The organism is Micromonospora parathelypteridis (genome assembly GCF_014201145.1).
GTDB lineage: Bacteria > Actinomycetota > Actinomycetes > Mycobacteriales > Micromonosporaceae > Micromonospora > Micromonospora parathelypteridis.
The window spans coordinates 3,124,707-3,150,102 of the sequence record NZ_JACHDP010000001.1; the positions used below are offsets into that span (position 1 = coordinate 3,124,707).

Annotated in this window: 26 protein-coding genes and 1 pseudogene; 14 read left to right on the top strand and 13 right to left on the bottom strand. The window is 72.5% G+C overall.

Annotated features, from left to right (window positions below; translation table 11 throughout):
• Window positions 1–4 precede the first annotated feature (4 nt).
• A complete protein-coding gene (locus HNR20_RS13955) occupies window positions 5–469 on the top strand; it encodes an Lrp/AsnC family transcriptional regulator (RefSeq protein ID WP_184179859.1) in 465 nt (154 codons plus the stop codon).
• A gap of 73 nt (window positions 470–542) precedes the next feature.
• Window positions 543–1,496, top strand: coding sequence for a zinc-binding dehydrogenase (locus HNR20_RS13960; RefSeq protein ID WP_184179862.1), 954 nt, complete (start codon window positions 543–545; stop codon window positions 1,494–1,496).
• A gap of 45 nt (window positions 1,497–1,541) precedes the next feature.
• Here the strand turns inward: HNR20_RS13960 and HNR20_RS13965 are convergent, their stop codons facing one another.
• The 3 genes from HNR20_RS13965 to mobA all read right to left on the bottom strand — a co-directional run bounded on the left by HNR20_RS13965 (window position 1,542) and on the right by mobA (window position 3,623).
• Window positions 1,542–2,648, bottom strand: a complete 1,107-nt coding sequence (locus tag HNR20_RS13965; RefSeq protein WP_184179865.1) for a T3SS (YopN, CesT) and YbjN peptide-binding chaperone 1 — start codon at window positions 2,646–2,648, stop codon at window positions 1,542–1,544.
• Window positions 2,649–2,730: 82 nt separating this feature from the next.
• Window positions 2,731–2,997 carry a DUF6457 domain-containing protein gene (locus HNR20_RS13970; protein ID WP_184179868.1) on the bottom strand — a complete coding sequence of 89 codons (267 nt, stop codon included), beginning with the start codon at window positions 2,995–2,997 and terminating at the stop codon, window positions 2,731–2,733.
• A complete protein-coding gene (mobA, locus tag HNR20_RS13975) occupies window positions 2,994–3,623 on the bottom strand; it encodes a molybdenum cofactor guanylyltransferase (RefSeq protein ID WP_373290979.1) in 630 nt (209 codons plus the stop codon). Before mobA ends, HNR20_RS13970 begins: the two co-directional genes overlap by 4 nt.
• Window positions 3,624–3,923: 300 nt before the next feature.
• Between mobA and fdhD the strand changes: the two genes are divergently transcribed.
• Window positions 3,924–4,790 carry a formate dehydrogenase accessory sulfurtransferase FdhD gene (gene fdhD / locus HNR20_RS13980; RefSeq protein WP_184179874.1) on the top strand — a complete coding sequence of 289 codons (867 nt, stop codon included), beginning with the start codon at window positions 3,924–3,926 and terminating at the stop codon, window positions 4,788–4,790.
• Window positions 4,791–4,809: 19 nt separating this feature from the next.
• Here the strand turns inward: fdhD and HNR20_RS13985 are convergent, their stop codons facing one another.
• Complete coding sequence (locus HNR20_RS13985; RefSeq protein WP_184179877.1) at window positions 4,810–5,517, bottom strand: GAP family protein; 708 nt, start codon at window positions 5,515–5,517, stop codon at window positions 4,810–4,812.
• Between the two features lie 113 nt (window positions 5,518–5,630).
• On the bottom strand, window positions 5,631–6,581 hold the full coding sequence (locus HNR20_RS13990; protein WP_184179880.1) for an NADP-dependent oxidoreductase: 951 nt from the start codon (window positions 6,579–6,581) through the stop codon (window positions 5,631–5,633).
• On the opposite strand from HNR20_RS13990, the gene HNR20_RS13995 reads away from it, so the two are divergent.
• Entirely contained in the window at window positions 6,580–7,254 is a 675-nt protein-coding gene (locus HNR20_RS13995; protein WP_184179884.1) for a TetR/AcrR family transcriptional regulator, read from the top strand. The two genes, HNR20_RS13990 and HNR20_RS13995, sit on opposite strands and share 2 nt — an antisense overlap.
• A gap of 34 nt (window positions 7,255–7,288) precedes the next feature.
• Here HNR20_RS13995 and HNR20_RS14000 read toward each other — a convergent pair whose 3' ends face one another.
• From HNR20_RS14000 to HNR20_RS14010, 3 genes are all read right to left on the bottom strand, one after another.
• Window positions 7,289–7,687, bottom strand: a complete 399-nt coding sequence (locus HNR20_RS14000) for a hypothetical protein (protein ID WP_184179887.1) — start codon at window positions 7,685–7,687, stop codon at window positions 7,289–7,291.
• On the bottom strand, window positions 7,684–7,935 hold the full coding sequence (locus HNR20_RS14005; protein WP_184179890.1) for a hypothetical protein: 252 nt from the start codon (window positions 7,933–7,935) through the stop codon (window positions 7,684–7,686). The genes HNR20_RS14000 and HNR20_RS14005 overlap by 4 nt, the downstream gene beginning before the upstream one ends.
• Before the next feature lie 61 nt (window positions 7,936–7,996).
• Entirely contained in the window at window positions 7,997–9,043 is a 1,047-nt protein-coding gene (locus tag HNR20_RS14010) for a DUF4192 domain-containing protein (protein ID WP_184179892.1), read from the bottom strand.
• Window positions 9,044–9,217: 174 nt separating this feature from the next.
• Here HNR20_RS14010 and HNR20_RS14015 point away from each other — a divergent pair, with 174 nt between their 5' ends.
• The 5 genes from HNR20_RS14015 to HNR20_RS14035 all read left to right on the top strand — a co-directional run bounded on the left by HNR20_RS14015 (window position 9,218) and on the right by HNR20_RS14035 (window position 15,912).
• A complete protein-coding gene (locus HNR20_RS14015; RefSeq protein WP_184179896.1) occupies window positions 9,218–10,132 on the top strand; it encodes a fructosamine kinase family protein in 915 nt (304 codons plus the stop codon).
• Complete coding sequence (moaA, locus tag HNR20_RS14020) at window positions 10,129–11,142, top strand: GTP 3',8-cyclase MoaA (protein WP_184179899.1); 1,014 nt, start codon at window positions 10,129–10,131, stop codon at window positions 11,140–11,142. Before HNR20_RS14015 ends, moaA begins: the two co-directional genes overlap by 4 nt.
• Window positions 11,143–11,145: 3 nt before the next feature.
• Window positions 11,146–11,400 carry a MoaD/ThiS family protein gene (locus HNR20_RS14025; RefSeq protein ID WP_184179902.1) on the top strand — a complete coding sequence of 85 codons (255 nt, stop codon included), beginning with the start codon at window positions 11,146–11,148 and terminating at the stop codon, window positions 11,398–11,400.
• Between the two features lie 11 nt (window positions 11,401–11,411).
• Complete coding sequence (locus HNR20_RS14030) at window positions 11,412–12,659, top strand: metallophosphoesterase (RefSeq protein WP_184179905.1); 1,248 nt, start codon at window positions 11,412–11,414, stop codon at window positions 12,657–12,659.
• Window positions 12,660–12,720: 61 nt separating this feature from the next.
• Window positions 12,721–15,912: a UvrD-helicase domain-containing protein gene (locus HNR20_RS14035; RefSeq protein ID WP_184179908.1), complete on the top strand. Its 3,192-nt coding sequence runs from the start codon at window positions 12,721–12,723 to the stop codon at window positions 15,910–15,912.
• A gap of 68 nt (window positions 15,913–15,980) precedes the next feature.
• Here HNR20_RS14035 and HNR20_RS14040 read toward each other — a convergent pair whose 3' ends face one another.
• Both HNR20_RS14040 and HNR20_RS14045 read right to left on the bottom strand, forming a co-directional pair.
• Window positions 15,981–16,622: a prepilin peptidase gene (locus HNR20_RS14040; RefSeq protein ID WP_184179911.1), complete on the bottom strand. Its 642-nt coding sequence runs from the start codon at window positions 16,620–16,622 to the stop codon at window positions 15,981–15,983.
• 10 nt (window positions 16,623–16,632) lie between these two features.
• Entirely contained in the window at window positions 16,633–17,637 is a 1,005-nt protein-coding gene (locus HNR20_RS14045) for an EamA family transporter (protein ID WP_184179913.1), read from the bottom strand.
• Between the two features lie 453 nt (window positions 17,638–18,090).
• Between HNR20_RS14045 and HNR20_RS32305 the strand changes: the two are divergent.
• The 3 genes and pseudogenes from HNR20_RS32305 to HNR20_RS14060 all read left to right on the top strand — a co-directional run.
• Window positions 18,091–18,576, top strand: a pseudogene (locus HNR20_RS32305) (LppU/SCO3897 family protein); the annotation flags it as partial.
• A 22-nt stretch (window positions 18,577–18,598) separates the two neighbouring features.
• A complete protein-coding gene (locus HNR20_RS32910; RefSeq protein WP_229687031.1) occupies window positions 18,599–19,396 on the top strand; it encodes an LppU/SCO3897 family protein in 798 nt (265 codons plus the stop codon).
• A 136-nt stretch (window positions 19,397–19,532) separates the two neighbouring features.
• Window positions 19,533–20,774, top strand: a complete 1,242-nt coding sequence (locus HNR20_RS14060) for an ATP-binding protein (protein ID WP_184179919.1) — start codon at window positions 19,533–19,535, stop codon at window positions 20,772–20,774.
• 24 nt (window positions 20,775–20,798) lie between these two features.
• On the opposite strand, the gene HNR20_RS14065 is transcribed toward HNR20_RS14060, so the two are convergent.
• Complete coding sequence (locus tag HNR20_RS14065; protein ID WP_184188452.1) at window positions 20,799–21,347, bottom strand: GNAT family N-acetyltransferase; 549 nt, start codon at window positions 21,345–21,347, stop codon at window positions 20,799–20,801.
• A 134-nt stretch (window positions 21,348–21,481) separates the two neighbouring features.
• Here HNR20_RS14065 and HNR20_RS14070 point away from each other — a divergent pair, with 134 nt between their 5' ends.
• Together HNR20_RS14070 and HNR20_RS14075 are read left to right on the top strand one after the other, a co-directional pair.
• Window positions 21,482–22,027 carry a DoxX family protein gene (locus HNR20_RS14070; protein WP_184179923.1) on the top strand — a complete coding sequence of 182 codons (546 nt, stop codon included), beginning with the start codon at window positions 21,482–21,484 and terminating at the stop codon, window positions 22,025–22,027.
• 215 nt (window positions 22,028–22,242) lie between these two features.
• The gene (locus tag HNR20_RS14075) at window positions 22,243–23,688 is read left to right on the top strand and encodes a glycosyltransferase 87 family protein (RefSeq protein ID WP_184179926.1); all 1,446 of its coding nucleotides are present in this window, start codon (window positions 22,243–22,245) and stop codon (window positions 23,686–23,688) included.
• 6 nt (window positions 23,689–23,694) lie between these two features.
• On the opposite strand, the gene HNR20_RS14080 is transcribed toward HNR20_RS14075, so the two are convergent.
• Complete coding sequence (locus HNR20_RS14080) at window positions 23,695–24,123, bottom strand: molybdenum cofactor biosynthesis protein MoaE (protein ID WP_184179929.1); 429 nt, start codon at window positions 24,121–24,123, stop codon at window positions 23,695–23,697.
• Window positions 24,120–25,379 (bottom strand): molybdopterin molybdotransferase MoeA, encoded by a 1,260-nt coding sequence (locus tag HNR20_RS14085; protein ID WP_184179932.1) that lies wholly within the window; start codon window positions 25,377–25,379, stop codon window positions 24,120–24,122. Before HNR20_RS14085 ends, HNR20_RS14080 begins: the two co-directional genes overlap by 4 nt.
• Window positions 25,380–25,396: the final 17 nt, after the last annotated feature.

A 25,396-nucleotide genomic window follows, 5' to 3' on the forward strand; every position in this document is an offset into this window, starting at 1 on the left:
AACGTTGCAGATAGACGCGGTAGACCAGCGGATCATTGCGTTACTTGTTGCCGACGCCCGTGCGTCGTACGCGGACATCGGTACCCGGGTGTCACTCTCCGCCCCGGCCGTCAAGCGTCGCGTCGACCGGCTGCGCGCCACCGGCGTGATCAGGGGATTCACGGCCGTGGTTGATCCGGCTGCCGTCGGCTGGACCACCGAGGCGTTCGTCGAGCTGTTCTGCGCCGGCCGGACCACCCCGGCGCAGATCGGTGTGGCCACCCGGCGACACCCGGAGGTGGTCGGCGCGTACACCGTCTCCGGGGAGGCGGACGCGCTCGTACACCTGCGCGCCGCCGACATCGCCCACCTGGAGGCGGCGCTGGAGCGGCTACGTGGCGAGTCCTTCGTGACCTCCACGCGCAGCACGATCGTGCTGTCCCGGCTGGTCGAGTCCCCCGGCGTGGGCCCGTCCCCTCGCACCCCTTGACCTCAACCCCGGTTGAGGAGATGAACTGGCCGGGAGCGTGGGCGCGCCGCCCACCGCAGTCGAGGGGGATGTCATGCGGGCGGTCTGGTTACGTGCGTTCGGTGGACCCGAGGCGCTGGTCCCCGGACCGGCACCCGACCCGACGCCCGGCCCCGGCCAGGCGCTGATCGACGTCGCGCACGCGAACATCACCTTCGTCGAGACGCAGCAGCGCTCCGGTCGCCCCGGGCCGTTCCAGGTCACCCCACCGCTGATCCCCGGCAACGGCGTGGGCGGGCTGATCGCCGCCGTCGGGCCGGACGTCGACCCGGCACTGATCGGGCGGCGCGTGGTCAGCGCCACCGGCGGATCCGGCGGCTACGCCGAGCGTGCGGTGGTGGACGCCGCCGCGCCGATCGAGGTGCCCGACGGGTTGGCGCTGGACGAGGCGGTGGCGCTGCTGGCCGACGGGCGTACCGCCACCATGCTGGTCCAGGCGGTCGGCGTCCGCCCCGGTGACCGGGTGCTGGTGGAAGCCGCCGCGGGCGGCGTGGGCAGCCTGTTGGTGCAGCTCGCGGACCAGGCCGGCGCCCAGGTGGTCGGCGTCGCCGGTGGGCCGCGCAAGGTGGACCTGCTGGCCGGCCTCGGCGCCGACCTGGCGGTCGACTACCTCCTGCCGGACTGGGCCGACCGCGTCCGGGCTGCGCTGGGCGGGATCGACGTCGTGTTCGACGGGGTCGGCGGCGCGGTGGCCCGGGCGGCCTTCGACCTGCTGGCCCCGGGCGGCCGCATGGTCAGCTTCGGGTTGGCGAGCGGGCAGTGGTCCCCGGTGTCGCCCGAGGCCGCCACGGCACGGCAGGTCACCCTGGTCCGACCGGACGTGTCACCCGCGCAACTTCGGGCGTACACCCAGCAGGTCCTGGCGGACGCGGCGGCCGGCCGCCTGCGACCGCTCATCGGCCAGCGCTTCCCGCTGGAGCGCGCCGCCGACGCGCACGCCGCCATCGAGGCTCGCACGACGGTCGGCAAGACCCTGCTGGACCTCTAAGGCGTCCGGGCCCGCCGCAGGCCGGCCAGTCTTTATGAAAAAGGCCTATAGGTACATGCCGGTGCGGTGCTGCGACTCGTCGCGTCGTACCGGCTTGTCGCCCTCGCCGAAGAACCGCTTGCCACCGAACTCGCCGTGCAGACGGTCGTCCAACTCGTCGGCGAGACCGGTCATCACCTGCACCGCCAGCATCAGGTGGGTGGCCTGGAAGTTGCGGCCGAAGACCGGGATGGACGCCCAGACCGTGTCGTCGGCGCAGTAGAGGCGGCCGATCGGCATCCGGTTCGTCAGATCGGAGAGCTTGACGTAGAGCCGCTCGGTCGGCTCCACCTCCGTGAGCACCGGGGAGAAGACGTCCACCAGCGGCGGGTTGTCCCGCACCCGCACGAAGACCATCGCCGAGCCTGCGCGGATGGTGATGTCGCCGTCCGAGTCGATCTGCAACCGGTCGGTGTCCGACTTGAGCATCGTGGAGACCACGGTCCGAACCCGATCCGCCAGGTCGAGCACGTCGTCCCGCTCGACCTGTGCGGCAGCCGCCTCGGCCAGCGCCTCCTCCAGGTCGGCCTCGACGTCGGCGTCCGGGCCGAACTCGCTGCGCGCGGTGCCCAGCGGGTCCACGGCCAGCGGCTCGCCCTCGGTGTCCTGCACCAGATAGACGAGGAACGCCGGGTGCGGGGCGCCGTAGACGTCACGCAGCGTCCGGGAGAGCAGCGCGGCGATCCGGGTCGACTCGGTCGTCGTACCGTCCAGCCCGAAGGCGCCACCCGAGCCAGCGACCACGCCGGGCGGCGACCAGCCGAGCGCGATCATGTCCGCCACCGCGCTGCGGTCGAGCCGGTAGCCCGCCGGCAGGGCGGCGTTCCCGACCGCCCGGGCGGACAGCCCGCCGTCCTCGTCCACGTCCACACTGACCGAGTAGACGGCGTCCCCGGTCCCGGAGGCGGTGGGGTCCAGGGTCACCTCCAGGTGCGTGCCGACCGGGAGTTCCCGCAGCCGCACGGCGAGCGCCCGAGCGAACTCCCGCCACGCCTCGGTCACCTTCGCCCGCAGATCGGTGGTGCTGGGTTCGTCGAGCAGGATCGATTCTGCCGGCTCAGCCGTAGCGCCGGGCAGCTCATCGTGCGGCGCCGAGGGGTGGTCAGCCGTCATGATCGCCTCCGTCCGTCACGATCACCCTACCCACGCCGCCCAGGGTGCCCAATCAGCCCGGACCGGGATCGGACAACGGCGGTCAGGGGGCCGTCGGGTCCGCGGGGTCCGCGCCCAGCTCGACCGGCCAGGTGCCCGCCAGAACGCTGAGCCGGGCCGCGGCGTCCGCCGGGTCGGCACCCCGGCCGACCGCAAGCCCAAGCAGGTACGCGGTGACCGGCGCGCCCGGCCGAAGCACCTGGTGGGCGACGTCGCGGGCCAGATCCAGCACTGCCGGCACGGGCACCCCGGCCGGGTCCAGATCCAACTCGGTGCACACCGCCGTGACCCAGTCGTCCAGCACCGTCATCGCGCCCACTCCTCTGCCCGGCGTACGTCCTCGTCAGTGTCGCAGTCGAACCAGGGCGGCGGGCCGTCGCCGGACCACGGGACCTCCCGCACGACGAGGCCGGCCAGCAGCGCCCGGACCGGGGCCCCGGACAGACTGCCGCCCCGCTCGACCGTCAGCCGGTCCAACGCCGCCCGCAGCGCGGCCACCCGCCAGACACCGCAGAGCGACTGCCGCCGCCCGTCCCCGTCCACGAAGCACGCCCCGTCAGGTGGCTGCTCCGACGTCGTTGCCGCTGGAAGATCATCCGGGGCGAGGTGGGTCAGCAACCCGCCGATCGCCGCGCGGGTGAGCAGCGGCAAGTCGGCGGCGAGCAGCGCGACGAATGCCGTGTCGGCATCGAGCAGCGCCAGCCCGGCAGCCGCCGCGGCGACCGGACCCCCACCGGGCGGGTCCTCCCGGGTGACCCGCACGCCCGACGGGACGGCGTCAGCCGGGCCGACCAGCACCCGTGGCCTGGCATCACCAACCGCGGCCAGCACGCGGTCACGCATCGGCCGGCCACCGACCGGGAGCGCGGGCTTGTCCACCCCACCCATCCGTCGGGCGGCCCCACCTGCGAGCACCACGGCGGCGTACGTCCCCACCCGGTCACGGTAGCCGTGGCGAAGATGTCGCCACGGCTGTGCTCCATGATCGATCGCGTCCATCGGCCCATCGATCTTGCACTTTCTGTCCCGACCTAAGGGGCATATCACGCGAAACGGCGACCGAAACTGCAAGATCGACGGGGCAGGCCGGGACGGGCCAGCCCGGGACGGGGCAGGCCGGGACGGGGCAGGCCGGGACGGGGCAGGCCGGGACGGGGCTGGGGTTGACGGTCGTTGCCGGGTGCCCGATGACCGGTGGCCGTGCGGACGTGCCGGCGCTAGGTGGAGGATGGCGGGATGGGACGGGCAACTGATCGACGCGGCGTACTCCGGATCGACCTGGACGCCGCGACTGCCGGGCGCGGGTCCATCCGTCGGCCAGACACCCTGGCGGTGGAGGAGCCACTGGAGATCCGGGTCGGCGCGGCCGGTCCCGGCCGGCGACGGCCGCTCGCCGTCACCATGCGCACCCCCGGAGACGACCTGGACCTGGCCATCGGTTTCCTGCTGACCGAGGGGCTGATCCGGTCGACCGACGACGTGCTCACCGCGCAACTCTGTGCGGGCGCGGAGACACCGAACACATACAACGTGGTGGACGTGGTGCTCGCCCCCGGCGTGCCGGAACCCACCACCGACCCGTCCCGGAACTTCTACACGACCAGTTCCTGCGGGGTCTGCGGCAAGGCCAGCATCGAGGCGATACGCACCCGGTCACTGTTTCCGGTCTCGGCTGATCCGCTCAGCGTGCCGGCCACACTGCTCGCCGAGCTGCCCGACCGGTTGCGCGCCGCCCAGCGCGGCTTCGATCGGACCGGCGGGCTGCACGCGGCGGGGCTGTTCACCCCCGACGGTGAGCTGGTGGTGCTCCGGGAGGACGTGGGCCGGCACAACGCGGTGGACAAGGTGATCGGCTGGGCGGTGCGGGAACGTCGCCTGCCACTGGCCGGGCACCTGCTGCTGGTGTCCGGCCGGGCCAGCTTCGAGCTGACCCAGAAGGCATGGATGGCCGGGTTGCCGCTGCTGGCAGCGGTGTCCGCCCCGAGCACCCTCGCCGCCGAACTCGCCGACGAGGCGGGAATGACGCTTGTCGGTTTCCTGCGCGGCCGGACCATGAACGTCTACACCGGGCCGCACCGGATCACGATGGAGCAGCCGGCCTGACACGCGGGCGGGCCGACGCTCAGCGGCCAATCAGGTCGAACAGCGCCAGCCGCGCGGCGGCGTCACGGGCGATCAGGAAACCAGCGATGCCGAGAAACCAACTCAGAGCGCTGCCCGCCTTCGTGACGATCCAGTTGTTCAGGCGGGCCAGCACCGGCTCAATGAGTGTCGGGCGGGCCACCCTGGCACCCAGCAACAGCAGGGCCGGCAACACCATGACCAGGCAGTATCCGGCGAGCAGTGCCACCAGGCTCGCCGATCCCACCCCAGAGGTGGCCAACAGACCTACCGCGCCGAGGTACGGAAGCATGGTCGCCACCTCGGCAAGCGCGGCGAGCAGAGCGAGCCCGACCAACCAGCGGGCCGAGGAATCGCCGGCGGTGGCTCGGTCCCGCCACCGCAACACGCCACCGGTGCGAGGACGCCGCTTGCCGTCGTAACGGAAGCTGAGCGCCAGCATCGCGACGCCCAGGACGAGTTGTGCCCACAGCACACCCCGGTTGTCCAGGGCACCGCCGAGCGCATCGGCCAACCTGCTGCCACCCCAGACCAGCAACAGCCCCACCGCGAGGTAGAACGCCGCGATCGTGGCGAGGTAGCCCAGGATGCGCCGGGCGTTGACCGGCCCGGGGGCGAGCAGCAGCCAGACCGGGATGAAGAGGGTGCCGATGCTGGTGCTGTCCACCAACGCCAGCCCAGCCAGCGACAACAGCAACCCGATGGTCATGTCGTACCAGTGCGAAGATCGGCCACGCAACCAGTGTCCGGCCTCGGCTGCGCCGCCGAGTCGGCCGTGATCAGGAGAAACGCGTACATCCTTCGACGGAGGCTCTCGGTGGGTCAGTTGACCAGAACGATCCTCCCGGGTGCATGACGTGCCTCGCTCAACTCGTGTGCCGCCGCCGCCTCGGTCAGCGGGAACGTGGCCGCGACGGGAATGTGCAGCCGACCGGATTCGGCAAGGCGGACCGCGATGTCGAGGCCGTGTACCGCGAGCAGGTCAGCTCCGGAACCCACGGCCTTGCCAGTCCGATCGGCGGGAGCGCCGTGCGACAGGTGGACACCGTGGGCGGCGGCCGTGAAATCGGCGATCGTCACCACGCGTGCCGCATCTCCGGCGATGGCGATCAGGTCGGGCAGTGCTCCTCCGGCACAGTCGAACACCGCGTCGACCCCGCCCGGCGCCAAGCTGCGGATCCGGTCGGGCAACCCGGGCCCGTACGTCGTCGGCACCGCGCCGAGCGAACGTAGAAAGTCGTGATTGCGTCCACTCGCCGTGCCGATGACGACTGCACCCCGGGCGGCTGCGAACTGAACGGCGACACTGCCCACGGCGCCGGCCGCGCCGTGCACCAGCACGGTGCGCCCCTCTGCGACCCCGAGCCGATCGAGAACGCGAGTGGCCGTCTCGACGCTGCCGGCAGCCCCACCCGCCTGCGCCCAACTCCAGGCGGCGGGTTTGCCGGCCCACGCGCTCAGCACCACGTGGTCGGCGTTGGCGCCACGCGTGGCCGACGAGGCCATGCCGAACACCTGATCGCCGACGGTGACGCCGGTCACGCCGTCACCAACCTCGTCGACCACGCCGGCCGCGTCGAAGCCGGTCCGGTGCGGGAACGTCACCGGCACCACGTCGGCCAGTTTGCCGGAGCGGATGAGCACCTCCCCCGTCGAGACCCCGGACGCCCGGACAGCGATGCGGACCTCACCCGGCCCGGCGTGCGGGGCCACGACCTCGGCGACGTGCACAACGCTGGGCGGCCCGAATTCGGCAAATACGACAGCTCTCATGGGCCGAACCGTAACGGAGCACCCCGTCCGGTTAGCTAAAGTGAGATCAGTGACGGTTGAAGTGAGACAAGCCCTGCGTTCGGATGCGCGCGACAACCGGGAACGCATCCTGGCCGTCGCCCGCCTGGCGTTCGCGACCGACGGCCTCGACGTGCCGATCCGGGAGATCGCACGGCGGGCACAGGTCGGTGCCGCCACGGTCTACCGACACTTCCCCACCAAGGACGCGCTGCTCGCCGTGGCATTCGCCGAACAGATGACCGTGTGCTCGGCGATCGTCGAGGAGGGCCTCGCTCAGCCCGACGCCTGGCTGGGCTTCCGCCTGGTGGTGAAGAAGCTCATCGAGACGCACGCCCACGATCGAGGCTTCGCCCGCGCCTTCATCAGTCAACTTCCCCAGGAAGCCGGCTTCGCCGCCGATCGCGCCCGAACGCTGCGCATGCTCGCCGAACTCGTCGACCGTGCGCGAACGACCGGAGAACTTCGGGACGACTTCGTTCTGGAGGACCTGATCCTGGCGCTGATGGCGAACGAAGGCATCCGAGCCGAGTCAACCGTCAGACGCCTGGCAGCCGCACGTCGCTTCGCGGCATTCATGATCCAGTCATTCCAGACGAGTCCGACGCGGGCACCACTTCCACCGGCCGTCCGCCTACCGCTGTCGACACCCTGAGTCCCACAACCGGCGTCGGCGTCGGCTGCGCACCTCAGGCCAGGTCGAGGATGCTCCAGTTGGCGGGAAGGACCTTCGCCGCCGCCTTGGGCTGCGCGGTCGCGTAGTGCGCCTCGTGCGTGAGTGCCGCACTGGCGGCCTGACCGAGCGAGATGTCCCCGTCGGCGGCGCTGGCCAGCGTGCCCGTGTCTCGCACGCCGTCGGCATCGAGCGGCAGCACGCATATCATCGGGGCGCTCACCATCAGGGCCAGCAGCGCGGCGTCAACCTCGTCGCCCGCGCCCGCGATGGCGACCGCCAGACAGGCAGCCGGCACGGCCACCTGCCGACCCTCGTCGGCGACCTCCAGCATCAACTCCCCCACCGAGACGTTGCCCTCGATGTAGGCGGTCAACGCCGACGCGTCGAACACCGCCGCGATCCGGTCGCTCATCCGGCACGGCCCAACATCCGACGACCTTCAGCCAGCGCGTCCGCCGGAATGGGTGTCGCCAGCCGCTCCCGCCACCGCGCCCTGCCCGCCTCCGTCACCTCGATGCCAGCTCGCCGCAGCACCTCGTGAAGGTGCACGGCGGCCATCTGGGCCCGGACCGCCGCGGTGATCGCGGCCGAGACGTTGGGCTGCTGGTCGAGCCACTCAGCGACGTCGTCGGGGAGGCTCACGGAGCGCTTCACGGTCATGTCCGCCAGCCTACCAATTTCGGTAGCACCCACGGTATTACCGCGCACGTGGTGAGGCCGGTCAGCGGCGGCCACGTCGACTCCGCTTGCGTGGCCGGACCACTCCGGGCATCCCCACCGACGGCCACCCGTCCAGCTCCGACGGGGGCACGCCGCGCCGGAGCAGATCGTCCAGCAGCACGGCCAGGGAGTAGTCGGGGTGCAGGCTCAGCGTGCGTTCGAGCGCCACCGCCGCCAACGCGCCCTGCCCCGCGCGCCAGGCCGCGAAGGCGAGCAGCGCACCGGGAGCGGCGGCCACCTCCGGCTCGACCCGGCGCAGCACGTCGGTCCAGAGGGCGATGTCCCGGTCCCGACCGTCGGTGCGTTCCCAGGCGTGATCGCGGATCGGCAGGTGGGTCATCAGCACGCTCAACCAGGCAACCTCGTCGTCGTCCAGCCGCTCACCGCGGCGCTGCCGGCGCTGGGCCTCGCGGACCGCCGCCACCCCGGCGGAACGCATCGTCCGGTTGCCGAGCAGGTCCTCGGCGGGCGCCTGCTCCAGCAACTCGGTCAGTCGCAGCCGAGCGCGGGCGGTGGCCGCGCGCACCGCCTCCCGGGCCGGGCCATCCACCGGCGACACCTGCGCCACGAGAGCGGCCCGGTCGGGTAGCGCGACCTGGCCGGCGAAGACCGCCGAGGCGGTCACCGGGTTGGCCGCCGGGTCGTAGCGCCGGCCCTCGGGCGGGCAGCAGTCGGGCTCGGTGCACAGATAGGACCACCACCGGCCGTCGGTCACTCGCAGCGCGTCGAGCACCTCCAACCCGGCGGCGCCCAGTGCGGCGCGCACCGCGTCCACGGCCGGCGTGACGCGATCGGCCGGCCCGTAACCGACCACGGTGGCAGCCTCCGCGCCCTGGCGGCGGATGACGGCGGCCAGGTGCCGGGCCCGCTCGACCAGATCGATCGACGGGTCGGGCAGATCTGCGCGGGCAGCGAAGATGATCTGCCGGCCGAGCAACGCCACGGCGACCACGCTCTCGGTGGGGTGGAAGCCGAGCAGGTACGGCACAGCGGCGATCAGGTCGGCGGGCGAGCGGACGGCGAGCTGGGGGCGTTCGGTCGAGGTCATGGTCGGAAGCCTGCGGCGGGCTGACCCGGCTCCGCCGCCCCTGTGGACGACACGCGGCTTATCCACAGCTACTCTGCGTGTTCTCCCTGCTCATCCCGCACCCCCGAGTGCCGAGAGAGACCCGATGTCTTCGGGCGGCGCCGTGGTGTCGTGGGGAGCGGTTACCGTGCGCTGATGGACCTGGCGTACCTGCGCGCACACCCGGCACACCTGCCGACCTTCCGGACCCACCAGCGGATCCGGGAGACGCCGGTGGCCGGTGGGGACATCTGCGCCGCCGCTCGGCTGACGCTGGACGACGGCCACTCAATCTTCGCCAAGTCCTGGCCCGAGGGGGCCGCCACGCCGGCGCCCGCGGGTTTCTTCGCCGCCGAGGCGGCCGGGTTGCGCTGGCTGCGGGAGGCCGACGCGATCGCCGTACCCGAGGTGATCGTGGCGTTGCCAGACCTGCTGGCGCTCGACTGGGTGGAGCCCGGCGAGCCGACGCCGGAGGCCGCGGAACGCTTCGGCCGGGAGTTGGCCGGCCTGCACCGAGCGGGCTCAGCCACCTTCGGTGCGACCTGGCCGGGTTTCATCGGGTCGCTTCCGCAGGACAACACCCCCGCCGACGGGCCCTGGTCGACGTGGTTCGCCGAGCGACGCCTCGCCCCCTACCTGCGCCGCTCGGTCGACGGTGGCGCGTTGACCAGCGCCGACGCCATGCTGGTCGAGCAGGTGATCGGTCAGGTCGGTGGGCTCGGCGGCGACGAGCCGCCCGCACGCATCCACGGCGACCTGTGGCCGGGCAACGTGCTGTGGGGCGCCGACGATCGGGCCTGGCTGGTCGACCCGGCGGCGCACGGCGGGCACCGGGAGACCGATCTGGCCCAACTCGCCCTCTTCGGCGGCATCCCCTATCTGGATCGGGTGCTGGCCGCCTACCAGGAAAGTTGGCCGCTGCCGGCTGGCTGGCGCGAGCGGGTGCCACTGCATCAACTGCATCTGCTGCTCGTGCACACCGCGCTCTTCGGCGGCGGTTACCGAGATCCGGTCGTCCAAACCGCCCGTGCCGTCCTGGGCCGGGCCGAGCGCGCTACGGTCGACAGGTGAGCGCCGCCTCGGGGACCGACGGCGTCCTCGTCGACCGGTTTGGCCGCGTCGCCCGGGACCTGCGCGTGTCCCTCACCGACAAGTGCAACCTGCGCTGCACCTACTGCATGCCGGCGGAGGGCCTGCCCTGGCTGGCCGGCCCGGAGTTGCTGACCGACGAGGAAGTCGTCCGGTTGGTCCGGGTGGCCGTCGAGCGGCTCGGCGTGACCGAGGTGCGGTTCACCGGCGGTGAGCCGCTGATCCGGCCCGGGTTGCTCGGCATCGTGGCCGCGGTCGCCGCGCTCGAACCCCGCCCACGCATCTCGCTCACCACCAACGGCATCGGTCTGGACCGGCTGGCGCCAGCGTTGCGGGAGGCCGGCCTGGACCGGGTGAACGTCTCACTGGACACGCTGGATTCGGCCCGGTTCACCACGCTCACCCGCCGTCCCCGCCTGGACGCGGTGCTGGCCGGGCTCGCCGGGGCGGCAGCCGCCGGGCTCAATCCAGTGAAGATCAACTCTGTGCTGATGCGCGGTCTCAACGAGGACGAGGCGCCGGCCCTGCTCCGGTTCGCCGTCGACCACGACTACCAGCTGCGGATCATCGAGCAGATGCCACTGGACGCCCAACATGGCTGGGACCGCGCCACGATGGTGACCGCCGAGGAGATCCTGACCTCCCTGCGTACCGTCTTCGATCTCAGCCCTGACCCGGCCGAACGCGGCGCGGCACCGGCGGAGACCTGGCTGGTCGACGGCGGCCCCGCGAAGGTCGGTGTGATCGCCAGCGTCACCCGCCCCTTCTGCGGCGACTGCGACCGCACCCGCCTCACCGCGGACGGCCAGGTCCGCGCCTGCCTCTTCGCCACCGAGGAGTCCGATCTGCGGGCCGCCCTACGCTCCGGCACGGACGACGACGAGCTGGCCCGGCGTTGGCGGACGGCGATGTGGGGAAAGCGCGCCGGACACGGCATCGACGACCCGACGTTCCTCCAGCCGACCCGGCCGATGTCCGCGATCGGGGGTTGAGGCGTGGAGCCGACGCCGCTGACCGTCCGCTACTTCGCCGGCGCCCGCGCCGCCGCCGGGCACCGCGAGGAGGTCATGCCCGCCGGCCGGTCACTCGACGACCTCACGGCCGAATTGGTGCGGCGACACGGCGACCGGCTCGGCGCAGTGCTGCGGGTGGCGAGTTTCCTCGTGGACGGCGTCACCTGTCATGATCGTCAGGCACCCCTACCGGCCGGGGCCACGATCGATGTACTGCCCCCGTTCGCGGGCGGCTGAGGGAGACGCACATGTTGGCGGTTCTGGGGTTCGTGGCCGTCCTGGCGCTGACCACCGGCCTCATCCACCTCTACCTGTGGAAGCGGCTCGTTCGGGACACCACCACCCCGGGCCGTTGGCGGCGGATCGGCGGGATCGCCGCTCTGGTGCTGGCGCTGCTCGTGCCGGTCACCCTCGCCGGGGCGCAGGCCGGGCTCTACTGGCTCGCCTGGCCGGGCTACCTGTGGCTCGCGGTGATGTTCTACCTGCTTGTCGTGCTGGTCGTGCTCGAAGTGCCGATGCTGGTCACCCGGCTGGTGCTGCGCCGCCGGCTGACCGCCGTCGAGCCGACCACCGCCGCGCCCGAACCGGTGCTGGTCGGCGCCGCCGGCCCGCCCGAGCCGCCGGCCGCCGGCGCCGTCGCGGCCCCGGATCACGACCCGGCCCGCCGGCTGCTGCTGGCCCGGGGTGCGGCCATCTTCGCCGGCCTCACCGCCACCGGCATCACGGGGTACGGCGTGCGCACCGCGCTCGGCCCGCCACGCCTCGACCGGGTGCAGATCCCGCTCGCCAAGCTCCCGCGCAGCATGGACGGCCTGCGCATCGCGACCGTCTCCGACATCCACCTCGGGCCGTTGCGCGGCCGGGCACACACCGAGCGGATCGTCGCCGCGATCAACCGGCTCGACGCGGACCTGGTCGCGGTCGTCGGTGACCTGGTCGACGGTTCGGTCGCCGAACTCGGCTCGGCCGCGGCGCCGCTGCGCGACCTGCGCTCCCGGTACGGCAGCTTCTTCGTCACGGGCAACCACGAGTACTACTCCGGCGTGGAGGAGTGGGTCCAGGAGGTCGACCGGCTCGGCCTGCGGGTGTTGCAGAACCGGCGGCAGGAGATCCAGGCCCGGGGCGGCGTGCTCGACCTGGCCGGCGTGAACGACCTGGACGCCACCGGAGACACCGGTCTCGCCGCCGGGCCGGACTTCGCCGCCGCGCTCGGTGACCGCGACCCGAGCCGTCCCGTCGTGCTGCTCGCCCACCAGCCGTTGGCAGCGGTGGAGGCCGCGAGATACGGCGTGGACCTGCAACTGTCCGGGCACACCCACGGTGGGCAGATGGTGCCGTTCAACCTGGCCGTCCGGCTGCAGCAGCCGGTGGTCAGTGGCCTCGGCGAGGTCGACGGCACCAAGGTCTACGTGACCAACGGTGCCGGCTTCTGGGGGCCGCCGGTCCGGGTCGGGGCGGAGCCGCAGATCAGTCTGGTCGAGTTGCGCTCGGCATAGCGGACGTCACGTCCGCGCGTGGCGGCGGGCGGGCGGCGCGGCGGGCGTGACAGGATGCGGCGTGCCCCCGTTCAGCGCCGTACCCCCCGGTGGCCTCCCGCCATTCGTCGCGGACCTGCACATCCACTCGAAATACTCGCGCGCGTGCAGCCGCGACCTCACTCTGCCGAACCTCGCGTGGTGGGCCCGTCGTAAGGGCATCGGTCTGCTCGGCACCGGCGACTTCACGCACCCCGCCTGGTACGACCACCTGCGGGAGACCCTGCGCCCGGCCGAGCCGGGGCTGTACCGGCTCGACGCCGAGGCGGAGCGGGACATCGCCCGCCGGCTGCCGCCGCGACTCGCCGGGACGGCGGACGCGGACCCGGTCCGGTTCATGTTGAGCGTGGAGATCTCCACCATCTACAAGCGGGACGACCGGACCCGCAAGGTGCACCACCTGATCTACCTGCCGGATCTCGACGCGGTGGCCCGGTTCAACGCCGCCCTCGGCCGGATCGGCAATCTCGGTTCGGACGGCCGGCCGATCCTCGGTCTGGACTCCCGCGACCTGCTGGAGATCACCCTGGAGGCCAGCCCGGACGGTTACCTGGTGCCGGCTCACATCTGGACGCCGTGGTTCTCCGCGCTGGGCTCGAAATCCGGCTTCGACGCGATCGCGGACTGCTACGCCGATCTGGCCGAACACATCTTCGCCGTGGAGACCGGTCTCTCGTCCGACCCGGCGATGAACTGGCGGGTCGGCAGCCTGGACGGCTATCAACTGGTGTCCAACTCGGACGCGCACTCGCCGCCGGCCCTGGGCCGGGAGGCGACCGTGCTGACCACCGATCGGGACTACTTCGCCGTCCGGGAGGCGCTGCGGACCGGTGACGGCCTGGCCGGCACCATCGAGTTCTTCCCGGAGGAGGGCAAGTACCACGCGGACGGGCACCGGCTCTGCGGGGTCAACTGGTCCCCGGAGCGGACCCGGGCCGCCGAGGGTCGCTGCCCCGAGTGCGGAAAGCCGCTCACCGTGGGCGTCCTCAGCCGGATCGAGGAACTGGCCGACCGCCCGGCGGGGCACCGACCTGCAGACGCCCGAGACGTCACCCACCTCGTCCCGCTGGCCGAGGTCCTCGGTGAGATCAACAAGGTGGGCGCCCGGTCGAAGAAGGTCGAGGGGCGACTCAACGAGCTGCTCGCCGCGCTCGGCCCTGAGCTGGAGATCCTGACCACGACGCCGTTGACCGACATCGCACAGGCCGGCGGTGAGCTGCTCGCGGAGGGCATCGGGCGACTACGACGAGGCGAGGTGCGCCGGGTGCCGGGCTACGACGGCGAGTACGGGGTGATCACGCTCTTCGACCCGGCGGAGTTGGGCGCCAACTCCGGTGCGGCACAGGAGACGCTGTTCGACGTACCGGTGCCGGCGCAGCGCCGCCCCGTGGAGCCGCCGGCCCGCTCGACGGCCAAGCGCCCGGCGGCGGCGAAGGCCGAGCCGAAGCGGAAGCCGGCCCCGGCTCCCGCACCGCCGATCGCGTCGCCGCCGTCCCCCCACGAGCCGTTCGAGCCGATGCTCTCCGGGATGGAGGAGGTCGGTACCGGCCTGCTGGACCGGCTGGACGCGATGCAACGAGTGGCCGCGTCCGCGCCCGGTGGCCCGCTGCTCATCGTGGCCGGCCCGGGCACCGGCAAGACCAGGACGCTCACCCACCGGATCGCGTACCTCTGCGCGGAGCTGAACGTCTTTCCCGAGCACTGCCTCGCGATCACGTTCACCCGCCGGGCCGCCGAGGAGCTGCGACACCGCCTCGACGGCCTGCTCGGACCGGTCGCCGAGGACGTCACCGTGGGCACTTTCCACGCGCTGGGGTTGACCATCCTGCGGGAGAACGCCGACGCGGCGGGTCTGCCGGCTAATTTCCGCATCGCCGACGACGCCGAACGGGCGGCGGCCCGCTCCGAGGCGGGCGACGACATCGCCGGCTATGCGGCGCTGCTGCGCAAGCAGGACCTGGTCGACCTGGACGAGCTGGTCACCCTGCCGGTGGAGTTGCTGCGGGCCGACCGCAAGCTGGTCGAGCAGTACCGGGACCGCTGGCGGTGGATCTTCGTCGACGAGTACCAGGACGTCGACGCGACGCAGTACGAGCTGCTGCGGCTGCTCAGCCCGGCGGACGGCAACCTGTGCGCGATCGGCGACCCGGACCAGGCGATCTACTCGTTCCGGGGTGCCGACGTCGGCTACTTCCTGCGCTTCTCCGAGGACTTCACGGACGCGCGGTTGGTCCGGCTCAACCGCAACTACCGCTCGTCGGCGCCGATCCTGGCCGCCGCCGTGCAGGCCATCGCACCGTCCTCGCTGGTTCGTGGCCGGCGGCTGGATCCGGCCCGGCTCGACCCGGAGGCCCCGCTGGTGGGGCGCTATCCGGCGGCGTCCGTCGCCGAGGAGGCCGACTTCGTGGTCCGTACCGTCGACGAGCTGGTCGGCGGACTGTCCCACCGTTCGCTGGACTCGGGCCGTATCGACGGCCGGTCGACGTCCCTGTCGTTCTCCGACATCGCCGTGTTGTACCGCACCGACGCGCAGGCCGCGCCGGTGGTGGACGCCCTGGCCCGGGCCAACATTCCGGTGCAGAAGCGTTCACACGACCGGCTGCGGGATCGGCCCGGGGTGGCGGCCATCGCCCGCGAGTTGCGACACGCCGACGGGTTGGCCGGTTCGCTGGCCGCCCGGGTGCGGCTGGCCGGCCAGGTGGTCGCGGAGCGGTTCGCCGTGCCCACCCTGGACGGCACCGGCACGGTACGCCCCGAGGCCGTCCGTTCGGCCGTGGACCTGCTGACCCCGCTGGCCCGACGCTGCGGCGACGACCTGGAGGCGTTCCTGTCGCAACTGGCCACCGGCGCGGAGGTGGATGCGCTCGACCCGCGTGCGGAGGCGGTCACGCTGCTCACCCTGCACGCCGCGAAGGGCCTGGAGTTCCCGGTGGTCTTCCTGGTCGGTGTCGAGGACGGCCTGCTGCCGTTGCGCTGGCCGGGCTCGACGCCCGACGAGGACGCGGTCGCCGAGGAGCGCCGGCTCTTCTTCGTCGGCCTGACCCGGGCCCAGGACCGGCTGTACGTCAGTCACGCCGCCCGCCGCACCCGACATGGCGCGGAGCGCGACTGTGCTCCGTCGCCGTTCCTCGGCGTCATCGACCCGGGCCTGTTCGAGCGGTTCGGCGAGACGGAGCCGCGTCGCCCGAAGGACCGCCAGCTCCGGCTGATCTGAGCCGGCCCGGCGCGTGCGCCATCGACGACGCCGCGCTCGGTGACTCTGGGCTGCGGTTGCCGGCCGCGTCAGCCGAGGAGGACACCGAGCCAGGCGCCGGCCAGCAGGGCCGGCCCGACGGGCAGCAGGGTGTCGCGGCGCACCCGCCGGGTGACGAGCAGAGCGAGCACCAGCCCGCCGTGCAGCAGATGAGGCAGGAGCAGCCCAGCCAGCAGGGCATCCCGGCCCAGCCAGCCGAGCGGTGCGCCGAGGACGGCGGCCAGCTTGACGTCCCCGAAGCCCAGTCGTGAGCCGGGCAGCAGGGCCAGCAGCACGTGCGCCGCGCCCGCGACCGCCGCGCCAGCCAGCACGTGCAGTAACCGGCCGGGAGTGCCGGCCAGCAACGCCGCAGCGGTCAGACCACCGAGGGCCAGCACTGCGGCGACGAGGACCAACGGGTCGGGCAGCCGCAGGCAGGCTAGGTCGACCCCGGCCAGCACCAGCCCCACCGCTGCCACCGCGAGGAAGACCGGCAGCGCCGGATCGTCATTCATGGCGACGGCGAGACCGGCAAAGACGCCGGCAGCCAGCAGCGGACTGAGCAACACCCGGGCCTCGCGCCGCGGCCGGGGTCGGGTCGACGCGGCGGTGAAGCGCCGGGCCAACCGGGGTACGACGAGGCCGACCAGCGCGCCGAGCAGCGCGACCGACACCAGCGCAGCGGCCGACATGGGCCGGAGGTTACCGGCGGCTGCTCACCGGCGAGGCCCCCGATCGTGATCCGGCGCCCGCCCGGCGGGGCCGTTCGGTGCTCACCACCAGAGCGACCCCGGCGACGATGACCGCGCCACCGAGCAGCACCTGCGCAGTGATCGGCTCGGCCACCAGCAGCGCGCCGAGCGCCACCGCGACCGCCGGGTTGACGTAGGCGTACGTCGACACCAGCGAGATGGGCGCGTTGTGCAGGAGCCAGACGTACGCGGTGAAGGCCACCAGCGAGCCCGCCACCATCAGGTAGACCAGCGCCAGCCACGACCGGGTGCTGACCGCCGCGGGGTGAAAATCACTCAGCTCGCCCCGACCGGCGGCGATGACGGCCAGCACCAGCGCGCCGGCCAGCATCTCGTACACCGTGGCCACGAAAGGGTCGGCGGGCATCCGGATCCGGCCGGACAGGAACGACCCGACCGACCAGGAAACTGCCCCCGCCACGACGGTCAACGCCCCGACCAGCGGTACCGCGTCCGAACTGCCGGCGGGTAGCACCAGCAGGACGAGGCCGACGAAGCCCAGGGAGACCCCGGCGAACGTCCAGATCGGCGGGCGGTCCCCGGTGGCGGCGCGCAACAACACCACGAGCAACGGCACGGTCGCCACCAGCAGCGCGGCGATCCCGGACGGGAGCGCCACTCCGGGCGGCCCGGATTCGGCGAGCACCACCAGGCCGTTGCCGCCGGCGAGCAGGAGCACCCCGACCAGCGCGGCCGAGGCGAGCTGTCGCCGGTCCACCCGCAGTGCGCCGGGGCCTCGGCGCAGCCGCAGCACCACCGCCAGAATCAGGCCGGCGACGGCGAAGCGCAGGGCGGCCGACAGCAGCGGAGGCAGCGTCTCCACGGTGATCCGGATGGCCAGGTAGGTGGACCCCCAGAGGAGGTAGACCACGATCAGAGCGGTCCAGATCAGGGTGGGCGTGACATCAGCGCGGCGGCCGACGGCGGCTGCGGCGCTCGGTGGAGGTGAGCTCATCAGTGGACCACGCTACGGTGACGTCGGAGTCGGCGTCGCGCTTTGGTGGCCGGCCTCTCACCACTTGTGCAGGAGGGTGGCATGACGAACTACGGACCACCCGGGGGCGGCAACCCGGGACCGTGGCGTGGGCAACGACCTGACGAGACGCCCGGACGGCCGGTGCAGCAGCCCTACCCGCCGACGGTTCCGTCCTACCCGCCCGACCCCCAGGGACGCCCCGGGACGTACGGCGGCCCACCCGCCGCGCCCTACGGAGGTGGTTCCGGGTCGCCCTACGGCGGTGCGCCCGGGACACCGTACGGCGGCGGGACGGAGAGCCCCTACGGCCGTGAGCCCGGGGCGCCCTACGGCGGCGCGTACCAGCCGCCCGGGGTGAACCCGGCGTACGGCGGGCAGCCGTACCGGCCCGATGGCGACCCGTACGGCGGGCAGCCCTACCGGCCCGATGGCGACCCGTACGGCGAGGATCCCGAACCGGCACCGGGTCGACGCGGTCGGGGACCGCTGATCGCCGTGCTGGCCGTCGTGCTGCTGGTGGTGGCCGCCGGCGGTGCGTTCTGGTTCCTGCGCGGGCAGGATGGCCCAACGTCGTTGGCCGCGCCGACCGGTTCGGCCGTTGCTGGTGACCCCAGTGCGGACGCGGACGCGACCGAGCCCGCACCGAGCGCGGCCGCACCGGAGTCGTCTGCCGATCCCCGGTTCGCCAAGGTCGGCCAGTGCGTCCGCAATGACGGCGCGGCGGGCGGCAAGCCGAAGTTGCTGATCAGCGGCTGCGCCGCGAAGTCGTACGAGGTGCTGAGCCGAATCGACGGCGCGACCAGTGGCGAGCGCGACGCCGAGGCCAAGTGCGGCAAGGTCGAGGGCTACACCAACTGGTACTTCTTCGACAGTGAGCTGGACACTCTCGACTTCGTCCTCTGCCTCAAGCAGCGCTGAGACCACCCACCCCGGGGATGACATGACGACCTACGGACCAGCGGGTTCCGACCAACCGGACGACCCGTACCAGCGCCCGCCCGCCGAGGATCCGACCCGACAACAGTGGGGTCCGCCGTCGAGCGATGCCGAGCCGCCGACCACACCGATGTGGGCACCGCCGCCGGCCCAACCGGAGCCGCCGACCGCACCGATGTGGGCACCGCCGCCCACCTCGGGCCCGGGTTACCCGCCGCCCGGGCCGTTCCCGCCCGCCGGGCCGATGCCGCCAGCCGGGCCAATGCCGCCCGCTGGGCCGATGCCGCCGCCTGGGCCGATGCCGGGTCAGCCGCCCACGCCGTGGGGTCAGCCGCCGCCTGGCGGCTACGGGATGCCGCCCGTCGCGCCGGTGAAGAAGACCGGCCGCAAGGTCGCTCTCATCATCGCGCTGGTGGTGCTGCTCGTGCTCTGCCCGTGCCTCGGCCTGGCCGGCTGGGCGGTCTGGAGGGTCGCCGACGCCAACGGTGACGACGCGCGTACGCCGTCGACGAGCGCGCCGGCGGTCCCGCCCGCCCTGCCGAGGGACGTGCCGAGGTCGGCCGCGCCGACCCCGGACGAGGAGTTCGCCACCGGCGACTGCCTGGTGAACGAGGGCACCGAGGACGACGCGGAGCTGCGCAAGGTGCCGTGCGGTCCGAACACCTATCAGGTGCTACTGCGGATCCCGGCGACGACCGACGGGGACCGGTGCGAGTCGCTCGCGCCGCAGGCAACCGCGAACTACGTGCACGACAACTCGATCGACCTGTTCGACTACGTGCTCTGCCTGAAAGAGCGGTAGGCCCGATTGCCAAAACTAGGGCTGTCTAGCGTCCAAGCTAGACAGCCCTAGTTTCTTGTCGACGGCCACGACACGCCGGTAGCCCCATCTATGCATGTCTAGCCTCGCAGCTAGATGGCCCGATACTCTCCGATGCGTGGATCCGGTCCGCAACCCGTACGCGCCGGGCGCCGGCCAGCGTCCGCCCGAACTCGCCGGGCGGGGGCGGGAGCTGGACGTCTTCGACATCGTGCTCGAACGCATCGCACGCGGGCGACCCGAACGCAGCCTGATGCTCACCGGGCTGCGCGGCGTCGGCAAGACGGTTCTGCTCAACACTCTCCGGTCGCAGGCGATCAACCGCCTCTGGGGCAGCGGCAAGATCGAGGCACGTCCGGACCAGTCGTTGCGTCGCCCGGTCGCCGCCGCGCTGCACATGGCGGTCCGCGAGCTCGCCCCCCGACACCGCGCGCCCGATCGGATCGACACGTTCCTCGGCGTCCTCAAGGCGTTCGCCCAACGGTCCGCCCCGACCGGCCGGGCCGGTGCCGCCCCGAAGCTGCGCGAACGGTGGCAGCCCGGCATCGACGTGCCCGCGGCCAGCGGTCGGGCCGACTCCGGCGACATCGAAATCGACCTGGTCGAGCTGCTCAGTGACGCCGCCGCGGTGGCCAGCGACGTCGGCACCGGCATCGCCATCTTCATCGACGAGATGCAGGATCTCGGCCCGGAGGACGTGTCGGCGCTCTGCGCCGCCTGCCACGAGCTGTCCCAGCTCGGCGCGCCACTGATCGTCGTCGGCGCGGGACTGCCGCACCTGCCGGCGGTGCTCAGCGCCGCCAAGTCGTACTCCGAACGGTTGTTCCGCTACCAACGCATCGACCGGCTCGACCGGATCGCCGCCGACCACGCGCTCTGCGCGCCCGCCGAGCGCGAGGAGGTCGAGTACGAGCAGAAGGCACTCGACCTGCTCTACGAGAAGTCCGGTGGCTACCCCTACTTCGTTCAGGCGTACGGCAAGGCGACCTGGGACCACGCGCCGCGCTCGCCGATCACCGCCGCCGACGTGCGGGTCGCCGCGCCCGAGGCGGAAGCCGAGTTGGCGGTCGGGTTCTTCGGCTCCCGGTTCGAGCGGGCCACCCCCGCCGAACGCGAGTACATGCGGGCGATGGCCACGATGTCCGCGGTCGAGGACGACTCCGGAGCGGTGGTCCGCGACGACATGGACGCCGCGGTGCCCACCGCCGAGATCGCCCGCGCCCTCGGCCGCAAACCCGCCAGCCTCTCCCCGGCCCGGGACGCGCTGATCAAGAAGGGGCTGATCTACTCCGGTGAGCGGGGCACGGTCGCCTTCACGGTCCCGCACTTCGGCCGGTACCTGCGGACACAGCCAGCCTGACCGGCACACACCGCGTCGGCGCGGTCAGACCTTCGACCAGGGCGCCGGAAAGAGCACCTCGCCGCTCGGCGGGGGCCCCTCCTCGCTGGTGGACGGTGGCAGCACCAACGCCTGCCAGGGCTCACCGAGACCGGCCCACGGCCCGGTCAGGCCCAGCTCAGTCGCAGGACTGAAGCCGAATCGGCGGTAGAAGGCCGGGTCACCGAGGACCACGACCAGCCGCTCACCCAGCTCGGTGCAGGCGTCCAGGGAGGCCTGCACGACCGCCGTGCCGTGCCCGACGCGCTGTCGGTGCGGCGCGACCGCCACCGGGCCGAGCGCCAGAACGGGAACGTCCGAGCCCTGCTCCGGCCGCACCCGCACCCGGGTCAGCAGCGCGTACCCGACCACCTCACCGCCGTACTCGGCGACCATGGCCAGCTCCGGCAGCCAGGCGGCGGTGCCGCGCAGCTCGTCGACAAGGCTCACCTCCGGCGGCGTCGCCACGTCCGGACGGGCGAAGGCGGCGGCCAGCACGCGGCGTACCGGGCCGGCGTCGGCCGGGTCCTCAGGGCGTAGCCGCAGCGTGGTCACCCGCGCGACCTTACCCGCCACGGCCCGGCCATCCGTGACGGTCACTCGAATCGGCGTGGCGCAGGGGCACGATCACCGATCCGGATCCGGCGGTTGCCGGGGTAGCAAACGCCGCGACGGGGTATGACTGATCCATGACGCCCGTACGCTCCCTCGCCCGCGCCATGCTGAGCGGCATCTTCGTGGTCAGCGGGTATCGCAACTTCCGCAGCCCGGCTCGGCTGGCAGTGGCCGCCAGGCCGGTGACCGACAAGGTCGCACCGATCCTGAAGAAGGCACATCCGAGCTTCCCCACCGAAACCGAGACGTTGATCCGGCTCAACGCGGCGGTGCAGGTCACCGCTGGGCTGATGATGGCCACCGGGCGGTTCAGCCGACCCGCCGCGCTGGTCCTCGCCGGCACGCTGGTGCCGGTGACCATCGCCGGGCATCCCTTCTGGAACAACGACGACCCGACCGCCAAGAACAACAACCAGATCCACGCGTTGAAGAACCTCGGTCTGCTCGGCGGTCTCCTGCTGGCCGCAACCGACACCGGTGGCAAGCCCGGTCTGCGTTGGCGGACCGGTCACCGCATCGGCCATTCTCGACGTTCCGTGCAGCGCGCCGTCCGTACCGCCCGACGCGAGGCCCGGATCGCCGTCCGATCCGCGTCCACCGCACGCCGACTCCCCGGCTGAACTGCGTCGATGCGTCTCTGTGTCACCCCCACCCCCCGCTAAGGCCGCGAATTACCTGAACCACCCGGTAGGCGTTAACGCGGTGGAAATGTCAAAAACTTGTGTGGGATCGGACACGGTCGCATAACGCGGGAGGCACTGACGTGAGGCGCCGTTCTAGGCTCCGTGCAGGACCTGGACGGGTAGGACGACCTTGGTATGGGGGTGGCCACGCCATGCCGACGGCTGTCGGTAGTCGGGCGGACCGCCTCGCCCCAATCCAACGCGTGACGCGTCGGATCGATCGCAGGAACGTCGTACGGGGTGCCATCGTGGCCGCCGTCGCCTACGCCGCATGGCTCGCCATCGGTGCCTTCGGGCGGCCGTACAACTTCTTCGACATGAAGATCTACCACGGTGCCGTGGTGTGGTGGGCGAGCGGTCACGAGCTCTACGAGTTCATCGCGCCCGGGACCACCCTCGGTTTCACCTACCCGCCGTTCGGCGGGCTGGTCATGTTGCCGATGGCGCAGCTCCCGATCGGCATGGCCGGCATGGTCAACGCCTTCGCCAGCATCGCCGCGCTGGCGCTGGTGCTGGCCGGGCTGCTCCGCCCCATCGTGGACCGGCTGGGGTGGCCACTGTGGTTCACGGTGGCCGTGGCGGTGCCGCTCGCGGTCGCCATCGAGCCAGGTCGGGAGACTCTCGGCTACGGCCAGGTCAACATCCTGCTGTTCGCGCTGATCATGGCTGACCTGATCGGCCTTCGCTGGCGCTCCCGCCGGGGCACCCACTACGCCGCGACCGACGGCCCACTGCTGCGCTTCCTCTACGGGGGAGCCTGGGCCGGCGCCGGCATCGGCCTGGCCACCGCGGTCAAGCTCACTCCGGCACTGTTCATCGCCTACCTGCTGATCACCCGCCAGTGGCGGGTCGCGGCCACCGCCATCGGCACCACGATCGGCGTGACGGTGGCGACCTTCGCGATCGTCGGCGACGAGTCGCGGACGTACTTCGGCAGCGTGCTCTGGCAGACCGAACGGGTCGGCGCGGCGGACATGACACCCAACCAGTCACTCGCCGGCCTGCTCGCCCGCCTGTACGACTCGATCGAGACCCCCGGGCTGCTCTGGCTCGCCTTCTCGGTGCTGATCCTGGCGCTGGGCCTGTCCCGAGCGGCCAGTTCCCGCGCCGATGGTGACGAGCTGACCGCGTTCACGCTTGTCGGTCTGACCGCGAACGTGATCAGCCCGATCTCCTGGACGCACCACCTGGTCTGGGTGATCCCGGCGATCATCGTGCTGGCCGACGCCGCCGTGCGCCGCCGGGAGGCGAGCCGGGGGATTCCCCAGCGCACCGGCCAGGGCCCGGCGTTCGGAGGGCTGTCCGGGGTCAACGGGCTCCGCCCGCCGATCTGGTACCCCACGCTGACCGGGCTCCGCCACGGCGTCGCCGCGATCGGGCTCTACCTGCTCTTCCTGATCTCGCCGATCTGGCCGTACGAGCACCAACTGCCGGAGATGTCGCACTACCAGGACGGTCTCTTCGGAGCCCTGATGGAAAACTCGCTGGCACTCGCGCTGATCGTGCTGGTCGCCGCACTGCCGTGGCGCCCGGGTGCGGAGCCGGCGTTCTACGGCGACCGGCTCGCCAGAGCTGTGGTGGTCAACAACCGCCGCTGAGCACGGTCAGGGGCAGTTGACCCATTCCTCGGTGCCATCGGTGAAGACCTGCCGCTTCCAGATCGGCAGGCGCGCCTTGACCTCGTCGACGAGCCGGGCGCAGGCCGCGAAGGCCGCCGCCCGGTGCGCGGTGCTCACCGCGGCGACCAGCGCCACGTCACCGATCTCCAGCGGGCCGACCCGGTGCGAGACCGCCACCGCGTAGACGTCGGGCTCTGCGGCGATCTCGGCGGCCACCTCGCGCAGAACCTGCGCGGCGCTCGGGTGCCCTTCGTACTCCAGGCTCGTGACCTGACGCCCGTGGTCGTGGTCGCGGACCACGCCCTGGAAGGACACCACGGCGCCGGCCCGGCGGTCGGCGACCGCCGCCTCGTGTGTGGCGAGGTCGAGCGGCTGATCGGTGATCTCGCCGAAGGTGATCGTCGGTGCGGTCATGACGCACGCTCCCCGGGAAGCAATGGCAACGGCACGATCGGCACCCGGTCGCCCGGCTCGCCCCTGGTGCCGGGTCGGATGACGGCGAACCCGTCCGCGCCGGCCAGGCCGCGCAGCATCGCCGAGCCGACGTGCCGCACCGGGAACGCGGTGCCGGCGACCCGGTCCAGCCGGACCAGCGCCAGGTGGGTGTGGTCACCCCGGCCGGGCACCGCCTCGGCCAACGTGGCCTGCGGCAACACCGGCATCGAGCGGCCCTGCAGGCCGGCGAGCAGCGGGGCGACGAGCGACACCAGCGCGACGATGGCGGACTGCGGGTTGCCCGGCAGCCCGGCCACGAACCGGATCCGCCCGTCGTCGCCGGCCACCCGGGCCAGCAGCATCGGGAAGCCCGGACGGACGGCCACCGTGTTGACCACGTAGTCGGCGCCGAGCGCCTCCAGGGTCGGGTGCAGGTGGTCGACCGGGCCGTTCATCGTGCCGCCGGTGGTGCACACCAGGTCGGCGCTGGCCAGCGCCGAGCGCAGGGCCGCCACGTGCGCGGGCAGCGTGTCGGCCACCGGGCCGACCACGTCGGACGGGCGGACCTGGCAGCCGTACCGCCGCAGCCACGCCGGCACCGTGGGGCCGAGCGCGTCCCGGACCCGACCGGCCCCGGGCGGACCCGCGGTCAGCAGCTCGTCGCCGAAGACCAGCAGCGCAGCGCGCGGCGCCCGCCGGACCCGCAGCGTGTCGTGCCCGCAGGAGGCGGCCAGGCCGATCACCGCGGGGTCGACCGGCGTGCCGACCGGCAACAGCTCCTCGTCGGCGTACGCCTCCTCACCGGGCTTGCGCCACTCCGGCGTCTCCCGGGGAGTGCCGCTGATCAGGCCGGTGGTGGATGCGGCGGACTCCTCGACGCGGAGCACGGCGGTGGCGCCCTCGGGGACCATGGCCCCGGTGGCGATCTCAACTGTCGTGTCGTCCTCGGTGAGCGGCGCGGGCGTGCTGCCCGCCAACACCCGGCCGACGACCCGCCACGGGCCGTCGCCGCGCACCGCCCAGCCGTCCACGCTGGAGGTCGGGAAGGCGGGCAGGTCGGTGCGGGTGGTCAACGGCTCGGCCAGGGTCGACCCGTCGGCGTCGAGCAGTGCTCGGGCGACGGCGGGTAGCGCGGCGGCCAGACCGACCGCGTAGACCCGCGAACGCGCTTCCTCCCAGCCGGCTGGCGGGGGTGCGGCGATCCGATCCGCGGTGGGTGCGGTTTCCGTGCTCACCGGCCGAGCCTATCGGC

Excerpts from the sequence above, each read along its gene's own strand:
- HNR20_RS13960 (WP_184179862.1), top strand. The coding sequence starts at position 543 with ATGCGGGCGGTCTGGTTACGTGCGTTCGGTGGACCCGAGGCGCTGGTC.
- HNR20_RS13965 (WP_184179865.1), bottom strand. The coding sequence starts at position 2,648 with ATGACGGCTGACCACCCCTCGGCGCCGCACGATGAGCTGCCCGGCGCT.
- HNR20_RS13970 (WP_184179868.1), bottom strand. The coding sequence starts at position 2,997 with ATGACGGTGCTGGACGACTGGGTCACGGCGGTGTGCACCGAGTTGGAT.
- fdhD (WP_184179874.1), top strand. The coding sequence starts at position 3,924 with ATGGGACGGGCAACTGATCGACGCGGCGTACTCCGGATCGACCTGGAC.
- HNR20_RS13985 (WP_184179877.1), bottom strand. The coding sequence starts at position 5,517 with ATGACCATCGGGTTGCTGTTGTCGCTGGCTGGGCTGGCGTTGGTGGAC.
- HNR20_RS13995 (WP_184179884.1), top strand. The coding sequence starts at position 6,580 with ATGGGCCGAACCGTAACGGAGCACCCCGTCCGGTTAGCTAAAGTGAGA.
- HNR20_RS13990 (WP_184179880.1), bottom strand. The coding sequence starts at position 6,581 with ATGAGAGCTGTCGTATTTGCCGAATTCGGGCCGCCCAGCGTTGTGCAC.
- HNR20_RS14000 (WP_184179887.1), bottom strand. The coding sequence starts at position 7,687 with ATGAGCGACCGGATCGCGGCGGTGTTCGACGCGTCGGCGTTGACCGCC.
- HNR20_RS14005 (WP_184179890.1), bottom strand. The coding sequence starts at position 7,935 with ATGACCGTGAAGCGCTCCGTGAGCCTCCCCGACGACGTCGCTGAGTGG.
- HNR20_RS14010 (WP_184179892.1), bottom strand. The coding sequence starts at position 9,043 with ATGACCTCGACCGAACGCCCCCAGCTCGCCGTCCGCTCGCCCGCCGAC.
- HNR20_RS14015 (WP_184179896.1), top strand. The coding sequence starts at position 9,218 with ATGGACCTGGCGTACCTGCGCGCACACCCGGCACACCTGCCGACCTTC.
- HNR20_RS14030 (WP_184179905.1), top strand. The coding sequence starts at position 11,412 with ATGTTGGCGGTTCTGGGGTTCGTGGCCGTCCTGGCGCTGACCACCGGC.
- HNR20_RS14040 (WP_184179911.1), bottom strand. The coding sequence starts at position 16,622 with ATGTCGGCCGCTGCGCTGGTGTCGGTCGCGCTGCTCGGCGCGCTGGTC.
- HNR20_RS14045 (WP_184179913.1), bottom strand. The coding sequence starts at position 17,637 with ATGAGCTCACCTCCACCGAGCGCCGCAGCCGCCGTCGGCCGCCGCGCT.
- HNR20_RS32910 (WP_229687031.1), top strand. The coding sequence starts at position 18,599 with ATGACGACCTACGGACCAGCGGGTTCCGACCAACCGGACGACCCGTAC.
- HNR20_RS14070 (WP_184179923.1), top strand. The coding sequence starts at position 21,482 with ATGACGCCCGTACGCTCCCTCGCCCGCGCCATGCTGAGCGGCATCTTC.
- HNR20_RS14075 (WP_184179926.1), top strand. The coding sequence starts at position 22,243 with ATGCCGACGGCTGTCGGTAGTCGGGCGGACCGCCTCGCCCCAATCCAA.
- HNR20_RS14080 (WP_184179929.1), bottom strand. The coding sequence starts at position 24,123 with ATGACCGCACCGACGATCACCTTCGGCGAGATCACCGATCAGCCGCTC.